Annotated in this window: 12 protein-coding genes and 1 pseudogene; 4 read left to right on the forward strand and 9 right to left on the reverse strand. The window is 60.0% G+C overall.

Annotated features, from left to right (window positions below; genetic code table 11):
* Positions 1-19 precede the first annotated feature (19 nt).
* On the reverse strand, positions 20-1,321 hold the full coding sequence (gene fahA / locus ALTERO38_RS07685) for a fumarylacetoacetase (RefSeq protein WP_159967886.1): 1,302 nt from the start codon (positions 1,319-1,321) through the stop codon (positions 20-22).
* Positions 1,322-1,337: 16 nt separating this feature from the next.
* Complete coding sequence (gene hmgA, locus ALTERO38_RS07690) at positions 1,338-2,624, reverse strand: homogentisate 1,2-dioxygenase (RefSeq protein ID WP_178114634.1); 1,287 nt, start codon at positions 2,622-2,624, stop codon at positions 1,338-1,340.
* Positions 2,625-2,758: 134 nt separating this feature from the next.
* Here hmgA and ALTERO38_RS07695 point away from each other — a divergent pair, with 134 nt between their 5' ends.
* Positions 2,759-3,532 carry an IclR family transcriptional regulator gene (locus ALTERO38_RS07695; RefSeq protein WP_159967888.1) on the forward strand — a complete coding sequence of 258 codons (774 nt, stop codon included), beginning with the start codon at positions 2,759-2,761 and terminating at the stop codon, positions 3,530-3,532.
* Between the two features lie 114 nt (positions 3,533-3,646).
* Positions 3,647-3,832: a hypothetical protein gene (locus ALTERO38_RS07700; RefSeq protein ID WP_159967889.1), complete on the forward strand. Its 186-nt coding sequence runs from the start codon at positions 3,647-3,649 to the stop codon at positions 3,830-3,832.
* 64 nt (positions 3,833-3,896) lie between these two features.
* Here ALTERO38_RS07700 and ALTERO38_RS07705 read toward each other — a convergent pair whose 3' ends face one another.
* The 3 genes from ALTERO38_RS07705 to ALTERO38_RS07715 all read right to left on the reverse strand — a co-directional run bounded on the left by ALTERO38_RS07705 (position 3,897) and on the right by ALTERO38_RS07715 (position 7,976).
* Positions 3,897-5,858: a TonB-dependent receptor domain-containing protein gene (locus ALTERO38_RS07705; RefSeq protein ID WP_159967890.1), complete on the reverse strand. Its 1,962-nt coding sequence runs from the start codon at positions 5,856-5,858 to the stop codon at positions 3,897-3,899.
* Between the two features lie 136 nt (positions 5,859-5,994).
* A complete protein-coding gene (locus ALTERO38_RS07710) occupies positions 5,995-7,272 on the reverse strand; it encodes a sensor histidine kinase (RefSeq protein WP_256663815.1) in 1,278 nt (425 codons plus the stop codon).
* 8 nt (positions 7,273-7,280) lie between these two features.
* Positions 7,281-7,976: a response regulator transcription factor gene (locus tag ALTERO38_RS07715; RefSeq protein ID WP_102838222.1), complete on the reverse strand. Its 696-nt coding sequence runs from the start codon at positions 7,974-7,976 to the stop codon at positions 7,281-7,283.
* A 243-nt stretch (positions 7,977-8,219) separates the two neighbouring features.
* On the opposite strand from ALTERO38_RS07715, the pseudogene ALTERO38_RS21490 reads away from it, so the two are divergent.
* Positions 8,220-8,342 (forward strand): annotated as a pseudogene (locus ALTERO38_RS21490) (IclR family transcriptional regulator); the annotation flags it as partial.
* 145 nt (positions 8,343-8,487) lie between these two features.
* Here the strand turns inward: ALTERO38_RS21490 and ALTERO38_RS07720 are convergent.
* The 4 genes from ALTERO38_RS07720 to ALTERO38_RS07735 all read right to left on the reverse strand — a co-directional run bounded on the left by ALTERO38_RS07720 (position 8,488) and on the right by ALTERO38_RS07735 (position 13,263).
* Positions 8,488-10,023, reverse strand: coding sequence for a sensor domain-containing diguanylate cyclase (locus ALTERO38_RS07720; protein ID WP_306109785.1), 1,536 nt, complete (start codon positions 10,021-10,023; stop codon positions 8,488-8,490).
* A gap of 323 nt (positions 10,024-10,346) precedes the next feature.
* Positions 10,347-11,549: an HDOD domain-containing protein gene (locus ALTERO38_RS07725; RefSeq protein ID WP_159967892.1), complete on the reverse strand. Its 1,203-nt coding sequence runs from the start codon at positions 11,547-11,549 to the stop codon at positions 10,347-10,349.
* A 433-nt stretch (positions 11,550-11,982) separates the two neighbouring features.
* On the reverse strand, positions 11,983-12,198 hold the full coding sequence (locus ALTERO38_RS07730) for a hypothetical protein (protein ID WP_102838220.1): 216 nt from the start codon (positions 12,196-12,198) through the stop codon (positions 11,983-11,985).
* Between the two features lie 297 nt (positions 12,199-12,495).
* The gene (locus ALTERO38_RS07735; RefSeq protein ID WP_148926026.1) at positions 12,496-13,263 is read right to left on the reverse strand and encodes a TerC family protein; all 768 of its coding nucleotides are present in this window, start codon (positions 13,261-13,263) and stop codon (positions 12,496-12,498) included.
* 618 nt (positions 13,264-13,881) lie between these two features.
* Here ALTERO38_RS07735 and ALTERO38_RS07740 point away from each other — a divergent pair.
* A complete protein-coding gene (locus ALTERO38_RS07740) occupies positions 13,882-15,519 on the forward strand; it encodes an AMP-binding protein (RefSeq protein ID WP_159967893.1) in 1,638 nt (545 codons plus the stop codon).
* Positions 15,520-15,673: the final 154 nt, after the last annotated feature.

The raw sequence follows: 15,673 nt of genomic DNA on the forward strand, positions 1-15,673 counted from the left end.
TTGCTCACTGCTCTCAGTATCAGGCCGGCATCACCCGCCCGCGACACTCGCCAAAACCGATAGATGACTGCTCATCCCGACGGCACCTCGCCTTGAGAATGATCTCGTCACCGTCTTCCAGGAAGGTACGGGTTTCGCCACTGGACAGTTCCAACGGCTGCTTGCCGCCCGCAGTGATCTCCAGCAGGCTGCCAAGGCTTTCAGGGCTGCTACCGGACAAGGTGCCGGAGCCAAACAGATCGCCAGGCTGCAGGCTGCAGCCGTTGACACTGTGGTGCGCGACCATCTGCGCCACGGTCCAGTACATGTTCTTCGTGCTGCTCAAAGCGATGCGCTGCGCTGGCTGACCCTTGTCGCGCATGGCCGCAGTCAGCAGCAACACTTCAAGTTCGATATCAAGCGCCCCCTGCTGCTGATCCTGCTCATCGAATAGATACGGCAACGGCTGCGGATCGCCTTCGGCACGCTTGGGTTGCGCACAGCGGAAAGGCTCAAGTGCTTCAGGCGTCACTACCCATGGCGAGACGCTGGTGGCAAAGCTCTTCGACAGGAACGGGCCCAGTGGCTGGTATTCCCAGGCTTGTAGATCACGTGCAGACCAGTCGTTGAGCAGGCAGAAACCGGCGACATGGCTGCTCGCTTCACCGATCGGGATCGACTCACCACGCGCGTTGCCTGGCCCGATCCAGATGCCCAGCTCCAGCTCGTGATCGAGCCGCTTGCTGGGCCCGAAGCTCGGCTCGCTGGCACCAGGTGGCAAGGTCTGCCCATTGGGGCGTTTGACTGTCACACCGGACACCTCAATAGTCGAAGCGCGGCCGTGATAGCCGATGGGCACGTACTTGTAGTTTGGCAGCAAGGGGTTGTCCGGCCGAAACAGCTTGCCGACGTTGTTGGCGTGGTGGATGCCGACATAGAAGTCGGTGTAGTCGCCCACCTTGGCTGGCAGATGCATCTGGCAGCGCTCCATGGGTTGCAGCAATGATTCGCCCAAGCCCTGCAGACGCTCACGCTGAGCAGCGCCCTTGCCGAGCAGATCCTGCAGCACGCCGCGCAGCGCTTGGCGTGCTGGGGCTCCAAGCGCAAAGAAGCTATTGAGGCTGCTGCCGCTGGCCGCCTTTGCCGCTTCCAGCGCTCGACCATCGAACAGGCCGGCTTCGCAGGCAGCCCTCAGATCAAAGATGAAATCACCAATGGCGACGCCGCCGCGTGGCTGGTCGCCGTCACGGCTGAACACGCCCAGCGGCAGGTTGGCGAGGGAGAAGTCCGAATGGCCATTGGCCGACTCGACCCAGCTGCGTTGATCGTTTTGTACGGTCATGGTCTGTGCCGTCCTGTCATTTCTGATTCTTGTCGAAAGTTTTGGCCAGGCCGGCCCAGCAGCTGTCGTATTCAGTCTGCAGCAGAGAGCTTTCCAGCGCCTGGCGTGTGGGGCGAAGCACCTGGCCGGTCTCGAACATGAAGGCCATGGTGTTTTCGATCTTGTGCGGTTTGAGTTCGGTCTTGATCGCCTGTTCGGTCGACAGGTGGTCCGGGCCGTGCGCGCTCATGCAGTTATGCAACGAGGCGCCACCCGGCAGGAAGCCGTCAGCCTTGGCGTCGTAGGCGCCATCGATCAGGCCCATGAACTCGTTCATCAGGTTGCGGTGGAACCACGGCGGACGGAAAGTGTTCTCCGCCACCATCCAGCGCGGCGGGAAAATCACGAAATCGATATTGGCCATCCCGTGAACCGCGCTGGGTGAGGTCAGCACGGTGAAGATCGACGGATCGGGATGATCGAAGCTGACCGTGCCGATGGTGTTGAAGCGGCGCAGGTCATACTTGTACGGCACGTTGTTGCCATGCCAGGCGGCCACATCCAGCGGTGAGTGATCCAGCTCGGTCGACCAGAGCTCGCCGAGGAACTTCTGTACCAGCTGCACCGGCTCGTCGCGCTCTTCGAAGTGCGCCACCGGCGTCTGGAAGTCGCGCGGGTTAGCCAGGCCATTGCTGCCAATCGGTCCGAGGTCCGGCAGGCGCAGCGCACATCCGTGGTTCTCGCAGACGTAGCCACGCGCAGTGGAGTCCAGCAGCTCGACCCGAAAGCGCATGCCGCGCGGGATCACCGCGATCTCAAGCGGTGCAACCTCCAGCACGCCCAATTCGGTAACCAGTTTCAGCGCACCCAACTGCGGCACGATCAAGAGCTCGCCGTCTGCGTTGAAGAACACCCGTTCCATCGACTGATTGGCTGCGTAGCGGTAGATGCTCGCCCCGGCAGGCTGACTGGGCTCGGCGTTGGCGACTACGCACGTCAGCCCGTCGAGAAAATCAGTCGCGCTCTCGGGAATGGGTTCAGGATTCCACCGCAGTCGGTTGGGTGTGATCGGCCCCAACTCGCTGTTCAGCTGCCGCTCCAGGCGCAGGTATTGCCCGTGATTGGCCGAGGGCCGAATGCGGTATAGCCAGGTCCGCCTTGCTTCGCTGCGTGCCACGGTAAAAGCAGTGCCGGAGAGCAACTCGGTATACAGCCCGTAGGGCACCGTCTGCGGTGAATTCTGGCCGACCGGCAGTGCGCCTGGCAGGGCCTCGCTGCTGAATTCGTTGCCGAAGCCGGACAAATATCGAGAGGTTTCGCCCATTTGTTGTTGTGGTTGCATAGCTATCTCTCATTTTGCGTAATGCGTTTACGCAAAAAGTAATTTGAACTCACTGGGGCGTCAAGCTATAAACAGCGCCTTATTCAAGCAGGCCGGCACAACGGGCATTGGAAACCATGGCAGACAGCAACGCGGACACGACGCCACGTCGACAGAAAGTGCAGGCCGCCGAGGTAGGCACGGACATCCTCACGGCGCTGGCCGAATTGGCCCCGGCGACCTCCTTGTCGCGCCTGGCCGAGCACGTCGGCATGCCCGCCAGCAAGGTTCATCGTTATCTGCAGGCACTGATGGCCAGCGGTTTCGCCGAACAGGATCCGCTGACCAACCACTACGGGCTGGGCCGCGCCGCGCTGTTCGTAGGGCTGGCCGCTTTGGGCCGACTGGACGTGGTCAAACTGGCGACGCCGCATCTGGCGCAGCTGCGCGATGAACTCAACGAAACCTGCTTTCTGGCGGTATGGGGCAACCGCGGCCCGGCCGTCGTGCATGTCGAGCAGGCGGTGCGTGCCGTGACGCTGGTGACGCAGGTGGGCTCGGTGCTACCCCTGCTGGGCTCCTCCACCGGGCTTGTGTTCAACGCGTTCATGCCCAATGCCGAAACCGCACAACTGCGCGAAGCGGAACAAAAGCTTCCCTCGGCCCCCACTCCTGATGCGCTGCTGCACACCATGAGCGAACTGCAACGCACCCACATCCAGCCTGTGCACGGTCTGTTGATGGCCGGCGTTAACGCACTCTCAGCGCCGCTGTTCAGTGGCGATCAGCGATTGGCAGGCGTCATCACCATTGTCGGCGGCGAGCCTGGCTTCATGGCTGAAGCGGACGGCGACGCGGCGAAGCGGCTGCGGGAAGTTGCACGCAAGATCAGCGCGCGGATGGGCGGCTAGCGGTCCACGCCATTGAAATTCCGAAGCGGCTGATTACTGCGTCAATGATGCAAATTGACGGGTAGCGGACTGAGGACTAGCGTTCGTCTGTCTTTTCCAGACCCCGGAGGCATCATGGATATCCAAGTCCGACCGCTTACGTCATTCGAAGGCAGCAGCTGGGAGGTTCGCATGAACCGAAACAAAGTGACGTTTCGCAGTGAGTCCGAGGCGCGAGCATTCGTCCAGAAACTTGAGTCGCGGTTGTCGGCGCCACATCAGCTACCTGACGACCACCATCTCCAGCGCCGGGCAGGCTGACGTAATCAGATAAAGTTGCCGGCACCTGATGCCGGCAACACTCCTTTCTTCGTTTGAACCCTTCTCAGATACGCAGCGCGACTCCCAGTCGCAGTTCACGGCCTGGCTCGTAACTGCCTCGAACACCTTCGTAACCCGGGATATTCTCGAAGTCTTCGTTGCTGGCGTGGTCCAGGTACTGTTTGTCGAACAGGTTCTTAAGCGTCAGGTTGAAGACGAGCCGGTCGTCGCTCAACGCCGCCCACTGAGCATAGAGATCGTGCACAGCGTAACCGTCCTTATCGATGGTGCCTACGCCCGTACGCAGCGAATCGACAGCGGTAACAAAGCGGCCCTGCCAGCCGAAACTCAACCTGTCGGTCGCGCGGTAATCGGCGAAACCGGTCCAGGTGACGCCCAGTGTCGTGCCCAGTCCATTGTGCTCGTAGACATTCAGCGGCTCACCGTCCAGCTCGGTATCGTTGTGGTGGTAGCTCAGCCCGACGCTCAGCTGCTGCCAGTAGTAGGCGCTCTGCAGCAGCACACCCTGGGTCTGTAGCGTCCCGCCATTGACGTAAAGGTTGGGACGGCCGCTCGGATCGTAGATCGCATCACGCACGCGGGTGTCATAGACCCGCCCGGACAGCTCCAGCCCGCCCTGGCGATATTCGAATCCGACCTCATTGGTTCGAGCCTTTTCGGCGTCCAGTTCCGGATCGTTGCCAGAGGCGTCGAGCTTGAACGCGTCACGTACCTGCACCCCACGTAACGCCTGCGCATGGCTGGCAAGCAGGGCCAGTTCCGGAGTCAGCTGATAACGAAGACTCACGTTGGGGCTGAAGCCGGCGTCCGAAAAACCCTGGCCGTCGCGGTCGTCGAGGCGGTAGCGGTCGTAGCGCACGCCCATGCCGAGCAGTAGCTTTTCGGTAGCCTGATAGCTGTCCTGTAGATAGAAGCCCAGCACATCGCCGGTTTCCTCATCCAGATCTCGGTCACCCTCCGGCCCCAGCCGAGTCCGGTCATCTCGGTAGTCGACCCCGTAGGTCAACCGATGGGCGCCCAGCTCGCTGGTGTTGCGCAGGTCCAGCCCGGCGCTGGTGGTGTCACCGATGTACAACCCATAGCGGCCGTCTTGCTGGAGCTCAGTAGAGGTATGGTAGGTCGTTACCTCGACATCGAGCAGGTCGTTGTTCTGCGGGTTCCAGCCGTAATTCAACGTCAGGGTCTCGCGCTCCGTCTCCAGCGGAAACAAAGGATTGAAGCCGCTTGGAATCCACTGAGGACGCTGGCTGCGTTCGCCTTCATCGGTACGTTGCTCATAGGACAGGCGCAACGTCTGCTCATCCGTCAGTCGCCCTACCAGCTTGGCGAACCCCAGCTTCTGGCGCGCTCCGGTACCAAGCACATCCTGGCCATTGCCGTCCTCATAGTCGTTCTGGTCCTGGTAGGTTGCGACCGCCATGGCAGACCACGCATCGTTGAACCGACCGAACAGGCTGGTGCTGGTCTTGTAGCCTTCGGCATTGCTGAAGTAGGTCCCTTTGACTAACGCGCCGACGCGCTCCCCCGCACGCAGCAGGTCGTCCGGGTCTTTGGTCACGAAACGGATCGAGCCGCCCAGGGCGCCCGGCCCTGCCGTTGCGTCGCCGGTGCCGGGCTGGACCTCGGCACGCTTGAGCAGCTCCGGCTCTATTCCAATACGACCGGTATGGTGGAAGGTCTGGCCCGGCTGGTTGGCGCCGTCGATTGTGATGTTCAACAGCGTATCTTCAAGACCCCGCAGGTAAAGCTTCTGAGCCACACCGGGGCCGCCACCGACAGACACCTCGGGGCTGGCCTCGAATACATCCTGTAGGTCAGCCGCTTGATAATGCTCTAGCTGTTCGGCTTCGACGCTGTCGCCTTGTATGTGGCGTGCAGTTACCTCGCTGCCGCTCAGTTCCAATGGCTCCTTGGTCTGCGCTTGTGCCTGGCAGGGCATGGCGACCATCAGCGCAGCAAACGACAGCGAACCGAGAAGCGATAGCGGGATAGGACAGTGTTGCATGAAGAACCTCGGACCATTAATGCGAACGTTTCGTATTAACGATTCTCACCCACAATACAGTTAGCGCGTATCACTTTTACAACTGTTACGTTGTGTCCGCGGTGCGAGGCAGCCAGATCGTCATGCACAACCCGCCTTACTCGTGGTTTGTCGCTGCCAGACGCCCGCCAATCGCACCAATCTGTCGTTGGGCCAAAGCCAGCCCCAGACCAAAACCTGGGCGGTCATCGCTGACGCGCTCGAACGGCTGAAAAATACGCTCAAGCCACGGCGGTGGTACGCCCGGCCCCTGATCAATGATGTCCAGCCGATACCTTTCGGCTTCGGCCTGAAGTTGAACCCATACTTTTTTGCCCGGCGGCGTGTGATCGAGTGCGTTACGCACGATGTTCTCGACCGCTTGGCCAAGCGAGCGGTGGCAGCTGCCAACCAGCTCTGCTTCGGCGGGTAGCTGCGTTTCGATTTGGCGATCCGGATATTCGAAGCGTGCATCATCGAGAATGCTGTCCAGCAAGTCCGTCAGATCCAGCGTTTCGTCACGCAGCATTGGCCGCTCCGTCTCCAGCCAACTGAGGGTCAGGGCATCCTCGACTAAGCGACGCATAGCCGAACAATCCTGGCGAATGCGGGGCAGCAATGCAGCACTGTCGCCGCCCTGCTCCGCCAGGCTGACCGCCATTTCGATTCGTGCCAGCGGGGTTCGAAGCTCATGGGACATTTCAGCCAGTCGCTGGCGCTGATCAATGATCAAACCGCCGATGCGTTCAGCCATGGCGTCGAAGGTTTCAGCCACGCCAGCCAATTCATCGCGCCGCGAGCCCAACAGCGCTCCCGCACGAGCTGAATAGTCCCCTTCGCTGAACTGGCGGGTCGCCTGCTCCAGCCTTCTCAGCGGCTGCATCAGGTGGCGATATAGCAACAAGCAGCCGCAGACCAACAACACCAGCGGCAACACCAGCTCGAGTAACAACCGAGCCGGATACCAGTAATGCCCCGGACGCATGCGCTGCGGCAGCTGGATCAGGAAACGCAGCTGTCCATCGGTGAACGGCACATCCATGATCGGGTTTTCCTGAAAGTAGAGATGAATCTTCCAGGACGGATCCCTCCCAAGGCTGAACTCCCGCATGAAGCGCTCGGACAGTTCACTTCCGGCAAGCGCGCGTAACTGGGGATTGATGATCGCCGCCCAGGTTTGCTCTTGCTGCTGAAGCCGCTGCAACCATTCCCGCAGCGCCTTTTCATCGCCGGCGCGGTACAAGGCCTCAGCCTGCGCGCCGTACTCACGCAAGGTGCGCTGGTGCTCGGCATCGATGAAGCTCATCTGCTCCTCTGCCTGACCGCTCAGACGCGCGATGACCCAGAACAGCGCCACACTCCCAAGGGCGACGCCAAGGCATAGTTTCCAGAACAATCGCCGGTTCATTGGAAGCTATAACCGCGGCCGTGGAGCGTCTGCAGGCGATCAGCGGCCAGCCCGGCCTCGGCCAGTCGGCGGCGGATGCGGCTGATGTGCATGTCGAGGCTGCGGTCGTAGCCGCTGTGCTCGCGCTCGAACACGACCCGGTACAAATACGGCTTGGTCAGCACTTCGCCGCGTTGCAACATCAGTTGCCAGAGCAGCCGGAACTGCAAGGGCGTCAGCGCCAGGTCCTGCTCTCCGACGCGGGCGCGTAGCGTGTGTCTGTCCAACGCCAGCGTTTCGATATTCAACGAAGGGGGCTGGACTGCCCTGCTATCGGCGCTGCGTGTGCGCCGCAATATGGCATCGATGCGCAGCTGCAATTCCGTCAGGTTGAAGGGTTTGGCAAGGTAGTCATCCGCGCCATGACGCAAGCCTCGGATACGTTCCTCCTCGGCTCCACACGCGGTCAGCATGATCACCGGGGTCTGTTGCTGCTCGCGCAAGCGACGCAATACCGAAAAGCCGCTCACGTCCGGCAACATTACGTCCAGCAGAACCAGGTCCGGCGCGCTAGCCAGTGCCATCGCCAGACCACTCTCGCCCAACGGGCTCAAGCGCACCGCATACCCCTGCAGGCGAAGCAACTCTCCCAACTGCGCGCTCAGCACCTGATCGTCCTCGATGACCAATAGTTCAGCCAGATACGCCCCCATCTCGACTCCCTGTCGGGTGAGCTCACCCATCGCCAGAAGATAATAATTCTCATATAGCCTAAGGGAAGAAGCTTGGCCGGGCTATATGACGCGTGCAGAACGAGAGAAAAGATGGGGCGCGCTGGAATTTTTTGTTTTGCCGAGCCGCCCCCTGCAGACGCGTAGCCATGGCGGTCAGGGTCGAACGCCGATGTACTCGCCGCGTGTTAGCAGCATTAAAAGCCGGACGGCTCGTATCACTAAGGTCTGGGCTGCGCCGCGCTTTTCGTAGGGCTGGCCGCTTTGGGCCAACTGGACGTGGTCAAACTGGCGACGCCGCATCTGGCGCAGCTGCGCGACGAACTCAACGAAACTTGCTTTTTGGCTAAAGCGAAGCGGGTGCGGGAAGTTGCACGCCAGATTTAGCGCGCAGATGGGTGCACCAAGCGTTGGCGACTAGGCCGGACCGCACCGTCAGGGCACGTTTACCGGTACAACCATAACGGCCCAGCGAAGCGCGTACCGAGCAACTCTAGACTGTTGCTGGTCCTGCGGTCTCAGGTTGAGGTGGAGAACCTTCGGCAGCAGGCGCGAAACAGACTCGATTCCGACCTGTCTGCTTTGCGGTGTAGAGAGCATCGTCTGCACGGATAACGAGACGACTTGAGTCCTCTCCCGCCGACTCGGCGCACGCAACGCCTGCGCTGATCGTGATCTGCACCGGGCCCCGCTCTGTTGAAATGACAGCATTCTCAACAGCTAGGCGCAGTTTCTCTGCGACGAGCAGCGCGCCCTCCTTGTCTGTCTGAGGAAGAATCAAACCGAACTCCTCACCGCCAAGCCTCCCGAACACATCATGTGCGCGCAGAACAGCGCTACACCGTGCCGACAGTTCTCGCAGAACGACGTCGCCAATCGGATGCCCGTACGTATCGTTCACTCGTTTGAAAAAATCGATATCAAGCAGCACCAGGCTGAGCGGCGCGTTGTGGCGCAACGCACGGCCTAGCTCGTTTTCCAAGGTCTCGAGAAAGTCACGCCGGCTTCGTGCTCCAGTCAGAAGGTCAATGTTGACGATCTGCCGCAGCGAGTCATGCGCTCGCTTGAGGGCCGCTGTGTTTTTTAGATGACGCCGTGTCGCAAAGTACAGATATGAAGCAAAGGCCAGTAATAAGGCCGAGATGGCAGCAGCACAAAAAATCAGGAACTGACGACGCTCACGAGAAGCTGACAGGTATTCGGCGGGTGACAGCTGAACGACAACAATCAGTCCAACATCCTCCAGACGGCGGTATGCGGTCAGGCGAGTAATCTGGTCAATGGCGCTCGGTCCCCGATAGAAGCCTTCGTCAGGTTTAGTGCTATCGAAATAGGGGCGATCCTCAGGCACCACCATCCCGTCCAGGCGCGCATCCAGGTTAATCGAAGAGGCCGCTGCGCGTGGCACCCGGTCCAGACCGACCAAAGCGATCAGACCATGCTGTCCGATGTTGATCTGTTTGTAGAAATCGGTGAAGAAGGCAACCGGAATCGAAAGAACGAGCACACCGGTAAACTTCCCGTCCCTGATGACCGGTCTGGTCAATTGTATGGACCAAATTCCCGACACGCGGCCGAGGATGGGTTTACTCACAAATAGCTGGTCTTGCCCAAGATTGTCTCGGTGCACGCGGAAATGTTCACGATCGCTCAGGTCGACTTTTTTGGCTAGCGAGTCCAGAGACGTGCCAACCAACCATCCTTCTGCATCTATCAGTGCGAGCTGGCCGACCAGGGCGCCGTACCGTGGAAGTTTTGTTTTGGCTAACGTCTGAAACGCGTCAGGGTCCTCTACCAGCTCTTCACGCATGTCCTGTATCAAGGCGTCGGCGTAGCGGACGACACTGTGCACATGCTCTTCAAAGGCTATCGCCAGGTTCATCGCATCGTTGCGCGCGGCTGTCTCTACCAACTCGTTTTCATGTTTGAGCCACGCGTTAAGAATGACCCACATGGGTATCAGCGTTGCCAGTAACGCAACGATAACCACGAGCCCGGCTTTGGCCTCGATAGAGCAATGTCGCAACAATTTTCAGTCTCCAGAACGGCGCCTATACAGTCAGGCAAGTACGCGTCCATCCAGACAGCGAAACCCCGGTGGGCTATCGAATGACAGCACCATAGAGCCGTAGAGTCAAAATGCTATCACTCTTGGTCAAACCGTCAAAAAACATTTTAGGGGTGACGGCGCACGGCTAGCAGAAGGAATACAGGCCGGTACTGGGCCGCTAGCGTCGAGGCTACTTCTGCCTGACGCTCGGCCGGAATGCTGCAGCCTTATTCCGGGTTCATTTAACGCTTGCCGAGTTGCACACGCCCAAAGCAACGGAGGCGATGGATCAGACTTCGCGTTCAGACTCGTTCACGCGGCGCTCGCTCAAGGATCGCTTCATCAAGTCGAAGCAGTCGAACCGCCCTGTCTTGCAGTAGCTCGTCAATGGGATTGGACGGTGGTAGGCGCAGCAATGAGCCGGTCACGTTGAGAACCAGCGCTTCTCGGGTGAAGACCTCCGCGCCCAGGGAATAGAACGCGGCGATTAGCTGGCGTAACCGCAACGGTATTCGCCACTGCGCCCGCAGGGCTGATCCAAAGCTGGCGGAGCGCTCGCGCAAGGCACAGAGGATTTCGTCCTCCGTCAGTTCACCACCGCTATCCAACCATTCCTGCAGACTTCTGAGCAGAGCAAGCTCGCCGATGTTATGCAGCAGTCCTGCGGTGTAGGAGATCTCTGTGTCGAGCTTGAGTTTGCCTGCCAGCCAGTGAGCAAGCTCTGCGGCGCGTTGGGCATAATCGGTGCTAGAAGCCGCCAGATGCTTCAAGCGAGGATCCGACAAGGTGGCATTATTCTGAACTGCAAGCTGCAACGTTAGATTCAGTGCTCGCTTCACACCTAGGCGCGGCAAAGCCTGGCCAAGCGTCTTGCACACGGCACCGCTGTGCTGCCCAGCACTATTGGCAATGGATACCAGGCGAGCCGTAATTTGAGGATCTGACGATAGCTTCGATTCCAGCACCGCAAGGTCCCAGTCTTCCGTTTGCATGCAGGCTGCGACAGCAACCTGCACCGACTCCATAACTGGCGCACCGGCGTTGTTTGAGCGCATCCGTTCTAGAAAGTCGCTTAGCGTCCCGGTTGCGTTAGCGGCCGGTGTGCTAACTGTACGGGGACCGGGCAAGAGTGAGTTCAGGCGAACCCGCAAGTCGCCCAAGCTATAAGGCTTTTTCAAATAGGCCTTCGGCGACAACGGACGCACCGCACGAACACTTGCACCGTCCACTCGATCGCTGATGACTATGGCGGGCAACAGCCGCGTCGCCTGGTGATTGCGCAGCTCGTGCAATAGATTTCGAGCATCCAATTGCGCCAGCTCACCGTCAGCTATCAAAAAGCTCGGCGGTTGCTTGCGGCAGACCCGGAGTGCCGCCTGACCATCATTGACCTGAACAGTACGGATTCCTGGACGCAGTGCTGCGACCAGGCGGGCAAGCTCGTCAGCGCGCCAGGGCTCGTTATAGGCAATCAATACGTAGGAGACACTCACTGGGACGCTCACACTACCGCTCCGTTGACAATGACCAGTCGGCACGCATGAGCGCTAGCCAAGCGGCCAGCGCCGGCCGCGGCTTTTCCAATATTGCTGAGACATGCGCTCGGTGGAGCCAACGACGCCACCTACGACGCCAGCATAAGGCTATGAATTACAAAGTATTTGACGGGGGACAACCCGCACTGACATCGCCTGCTATTAGAGCCTCTGCTGATGAGTCACTCTTCCCAAGAGCGGGCGATTGACATCAGCAGAGCACTGGCCACAAACGCTCCGAAAATGACTCGGACCGCCTTCACCTGCCGCGTTTAAGACGCAGTGCCAGGACGAAGAGTTGGCCTAGATAAGAAAAACCTATGGGCAACCGACCCCGAGGCTTCGCCACCCTTCAGGGGAGCAAGGCTGCTCCATCCGTACAGCGCTATGAAGCTTAACGAACTCAAGGCAGCGGATTGCCCAGCCCTGGCTCGTTCGGGTCGGTAGCTGGCGGGCGCTTCGTCGGGCCTGAGGGTTGGCTGCCGTTGCCACGGTCAGAACCAGGCTGCACATCAGGATTGTCGGTAATGAAATCAGGCTCAGGCGAATGGCTGGGGTTCTGGTCCTGCCCTGGCACCGGCTGCTGGTCGTGGGGTCTGTCGAGCGGATCGATACTCATGGAGCACCTCGCATTGAACGTCGATGGTTCCAACGTTCGATGCAGGCTGCGGAGATTGGTGCGGGCCGCATGTCGACAAGTAACGCATTCCTGCATCACTTGCCCCCTGAGTGGCCTGGCAATGGTCACGGGCCAATCAGCATTGTTACCCGCAATTACAACAAGACAAACTCAGGAGTTAGCCATTGCGATCGTGCACGCCGAGCGGCAGGCCCGATGAGGACACCTCCCCCGCATCTCCGTTCTGATCGATGGCGAAGCGGCCATCACCCGTTAAGACGGCCGCTGTCGTTCGCTTTAACGGGCCTGTGTCGAGTCGAGCTGCTTCCGCTTGGCACGTCGAGAAAGCATGTTCAGCATCTCGATCCCCGCCGAGAATGCCATGGCTGCGTAGACGTAGCCCTTGGGCACATGAGCGCCGAAACCTTCCGCGATCAGCGTCATGCCGATCATCAGCAGAAAGCCCAGGGCCAGCATGACCACTGTCGGGTTTTCGTTAATGAACTTGGCTAGCGGGTTGGCTGCCACGAGCATTACGGTCACTGCGACGACCACGGCAATAACCATTATCGAGACATGCTCCGTCATCCCCACGGCGGTGATGATGCTGTCGATCGAGAACACCAGATCCAGCAGCAGGATCTGCGCAATCGCAGTACCGAAGCCCATCGCAACCGCGTTTCCGAGCGGCTTGCCCTCGAACATGTCCCCTCCGGGCGTTGGGTCCATGCTGTGGTGAATCTCCTTCGTTGCCTTCCACAACAGAAACAGACCACCGGCAATCAGGATCATGTCCTTCCAGGAGAACGCATTGCCGAACAACTCGATCACCGGCTCGGTGAGTTGGACGATCCAGGCCACGGTTCCCAGCAGACCCAAACGCATGATCAGTGCGAGACCAATCCCGATCCGCCTCGCTCGTTCGCGCTGATGCTCTGGGAGCTTGTTCGTCAAGATCGATATGAAGATCAGATTATCGATGCCGAGTACCACTTCCATGGTGATCAGCGTGGCCACGGCCACCCATGTGGTGGGTTCGGAAAACAGCTGGATGAGGGATTCCATCAGGTATCTCAGGTTGTTGGCAGTCAGGACCCGTGAAGCTCAAAACGGGCGGCAGATCATATCCACATCGATCACCGCAATAACCACCACGGCTGGTCTGATTTGTATCAAGTCATTCGCAAAAGCGCTCGACCTGCATGGACCATGCCCTAGCGATCTGCATATCGCTCGCGTGGAAAGAGCAAGAAGCGGCATGCAGACCGCCCATTGGGGCGGCAATACTCCACCGGAGGTTCGTGCTGCGCAGCCATGACAAATGCCTTTTATCGATTTTCCTGACCGAGACCAGCTACATCCCGACAAGGTCGTTGGCTCTGCAATACTTGGCTGGGCATGTAACAGCTTCCCAAGAACAATCAGCCCAGCCGTCGCCGGTCATTTTCTGCGCCAGGCATGAATCGCCAGCGCGGTGGCAGCGGCATCAGTGTTGCCGCCCATGCTACGGCTGATGGTGTCTGCATTGCTGTCGACGGGCGGGTGGCGCCTAACAGCGCCCCTACTGGCTCTTGGCATTTGTCCAAACCGCTCAGCCACCTTGGTGGCTTTTGCCATTGTTGCGGACACCTTGCAGCGCCAATATCCGGACAACCCAATAACAACAAGATCCAGGAGCCAGCCATGCGCGACCATGCCACTGCGGCCAGTGAATTCGACTACGAGCAAACGGTCTCGGCCATTCTCAGCGGCGATCTCACCTCGATGAATGCCTGTGTCGAGTGCTGTGACCGCCACGCCGATTCAGACAAGGTCGCCCTCATCTGGGAAGGTCGCGAGGGTCAACGCGCTACATGGACCTTCGCCCAGCTCAAGGAAGCCTCGGCGCGCTTCGCCAACCTGCTGGACAGTTATGGTATCAAGCCGGGCGATACTGTTGCCGGTCTGCTGCCGCGCACGCCCGAGTTATTGATCACCATCCTCGGCACCTGGCGCGCGGGTGCCATCTATCAGCCATTGTTCACCGCCTTCGGCCCCAAAGCGGTCGAGCATCGGATCAAGGAATCCGGCGCGAAGATGGTCGTCACCGATGCTGCCAACAGCGAGAAGCTGGACGCCATCGAAGCCGCGCCGCGTCGTCTGGTGGTCGGCGACGGAGCTGGCGACTTCTGGTCACAGGTCAATCAACAACCGAGCGAATTCGAGCCGGTGCTGCTGGACGGCGAGGCGCCCTTTCTCGCCATGTTCACCTCGGGTACTACCGGGCCGGCAAAACAGCTGCATGTGCCGCTCAAGGCCATCGTGGCGTTCGTCACCTATATGCGCGATGCGGTCGATCTCCGACCCGAAGACAATTTCTGGAACATTGCCGATCCGGGCTGGGCGTACGGTCTGTACTACGCCGTTACCGGACCGCTCGCGATGGGCCATTCGACGTTGTTTTATGAGGGCGGATTTACTGTCGACAGCACCTGTCGCGTCGTCAATGAATACAAGATCACCAACATGGCCGGCTCACCTACCGCGTTCCGCCTGCTGCTGGCCGCGCGGCATGAGGTCGAAGGCAAGATCAAGGGGCAGCTGCGCGCCGTGAGCAGCGCGGGCGAACCACTCACTCCCGAGGTCATCCGCTGGTTCAGCAGCGGCCTTGGCTGCACGATCCATGATCATTACGGGCAGACCGAACTGGGTATGGTTCTGTGCAACCACCATGCGCTGAGCCATACCGTGCGCATCGGCACGGCGGGCTATGCGATGCCCGGGCACCGCGTCGTGGTCATCGACGATCAACAGCGCGAGCTGGAGCCTGGCAAACCCGGCATGCTCGCACTGGACCGCAATCAGTCACCGTTGCTCTGGTTCAATGGTTATGCGGGCGGCCGCACCAAGGCCTTCGTTGGGCACTACTACCTGAGCGGCGACACCGTCGAACTCAACGTCGACGGCAGCATCAGTTTCGTCGGCCGCGCCGATGACGTCATCACCACCTCGGGCTACCGAGTCGGCCCCTTTGACGTGGAGAGCGCCCTGGTGGAACACCCTGCAGTTATCGAAGCGGCGGTAATCGGCAAGCCAGATCCGGAGCGAACCGAACTGGTGAAAGCCTTTGTCGTGCTGCATGCAAGCCATCAGGCCGGCCATGCGCTGGCCGATGAGTTGCAGCAGCACGTGCGTCAGCGTCTGTCCGCCCATGCCTACCCGCGCGAAATCGAGTTCGTCAGCGAACTGCCGAAAACCCCGAGCGGGAAAATCCAGCGGTTCCTGCTGCGCGACCGAGAAGTGGCCGCACAGCAGCCAGCGGCAGCGGCCGCGGCGAACTGAAGCCAGCGCCGACGCACACGTCAGAGCATGGCCGCGACAGGCGGCCGCTGATCACTACTTCCGGCGCCGCCTGGGCCTTAAAGCTCGCAACGGCACGCGGTTTACTCAGCGACGAGGCGGCCTGCCTGAGGCCGCCATGCATAACGCTGACGCC

It is taken from the genome of Pseudomonas sp. 9Ag (assembly GCF_902506445.1).
Taxonomy (GTDB): Bacteria; Pseudomonadota; Gammaproteobacteria; order Pseudomonadales; family Pseudomonadaceae; genus Stutzerimonas; species Stutzerimonas stutzeri_AB.

Excerpts from the sequence above, each read along its gene's own strand:
- ALTERO38_RS07735 (WP_148926026.1), bottom strand. The coding sequence starts at position 13,263 with ATGGAATCCCTCATCCAGCTGTTTTCCGAACCCACCACATGGGTGGCC.
- hmgA (WP_178114634.1), bottom strand. The coding sequence starts at position 2,624 with ATGGGCGAAACCTCTCGATATTTGTCCGGCTTCGGCAACGAATTCAGC.
- ALTERO38_RS07740 (WP_159967893.1), top strand. The coding sequence starts at position 13,882 with ATGCGCGACCATGCCACTGCGGCCAGTGAATTCGACTACGAGCAAACG.
- ALTERO38_RS07730 (WP_102838220.1), bottom strand. The coding sequence starts at position 12,198 with ATGAGTATCGATCCGCTCGACAGACCCCACGACCAGCAGCCGGTGCCA.
- ALTERO38_RS07695 (WP_159967888.1), top strand. The coding sequence starts at position 2,759 with ATGGCAGACAGCAACGCGGACACGACGCCACGTCGACAGAAAGTGCAG.
- ALTERO38_RS07700 (WP_159967889.1), top strand. The coding sequence starts at position 3,647 with ATGGATATCCAAGTCCGACCGCTTACGTCATTCGAAGGCAGCAGCTGG.
- ALTERO38_RS07715 (WP_102838222.1), bottom strand. The coding sequence starts at position 7,976 with ATGGGGGCGTATCTGGCTGAACTATTGGTCATCGAGGACGATCAGGTG.
- ALTERO38_RS07705 (WP_159967890.1), bottom strand. The coding sequence starts at position 5,858 with ATGCAACACTGTCCTATCCCGCTATCGCTTCTCGGTTCGCTGTCGTTT.
- fahA (WP_159967886.1), bottom strand. The coding sequence starts at position 1,321 with ATGACCGTACAAAACGATCAACGCAGCTGGGTCGAGTCGGCCAATGGC.